This window comes from Vibrio sp. 1078-1, from assembly GCF_033340475.1.
Map to the genome: position 1 here is coordinate 1 of NZ_JAWOWM010000949.1, position 510 is coordinate 510.

Sequence of the window (510 nt, forward strand, 5' to 3'; positions counted from 1 at the left end):
TTAACAATAAAGAATAATTCTCGTAGTAACGGACGAGCTAGTGGGGAGCTAATGCGTTATTCACCCAGAAAGCAGTGCTATTTTGCACTGTTCTTTTTCGCTTTTGTTGCCTTGTGTGTTGGTGTTATTGAGCTGTTGCATCATAATCAGCAAGACCTTCAGCAAGAACGCGTGCAAGTTGAAGCCAAAGAACAACTGTCTATTCTCCGCTCCAATTTGGAAGCGGTACTCATGGCTGATATTTACAAAGCCAGCACATTAGCGACGCTAATCACTTTGCTGCCAAATAGCGAAGAAGAGGAGCTAAGCATTGCCGCCGATCGTATTCTCAACAAAAGTAAGCACATCACGGTCATCGGTATTGCGGAAAATGATGTAATTAGCCATATATTCCCAACTCAAGGCAACGAGCGCGTCCTTGGTCTGGATTACCGTAAAGTACCAGCGCAATGGGTACAAGTTCAAAAAGCCAAAGATATTCAAGAGATTTTCATCGCGGGGCCGGTGTCG

The 510-nt window shown here is 44.5% G+C and carries 1 pseudogene; it reads left to right on the forward strand.

The window, feature by feature from the left end:
• Positions 1 to 51 precede the first annotated feature (51 nt).
• Positions 52 to 510 (forward strand): annotated as a pseudogene (locus R7190_RS31035) (sensor domain-containing diguanylate cyclase); the annotation flags it as partial.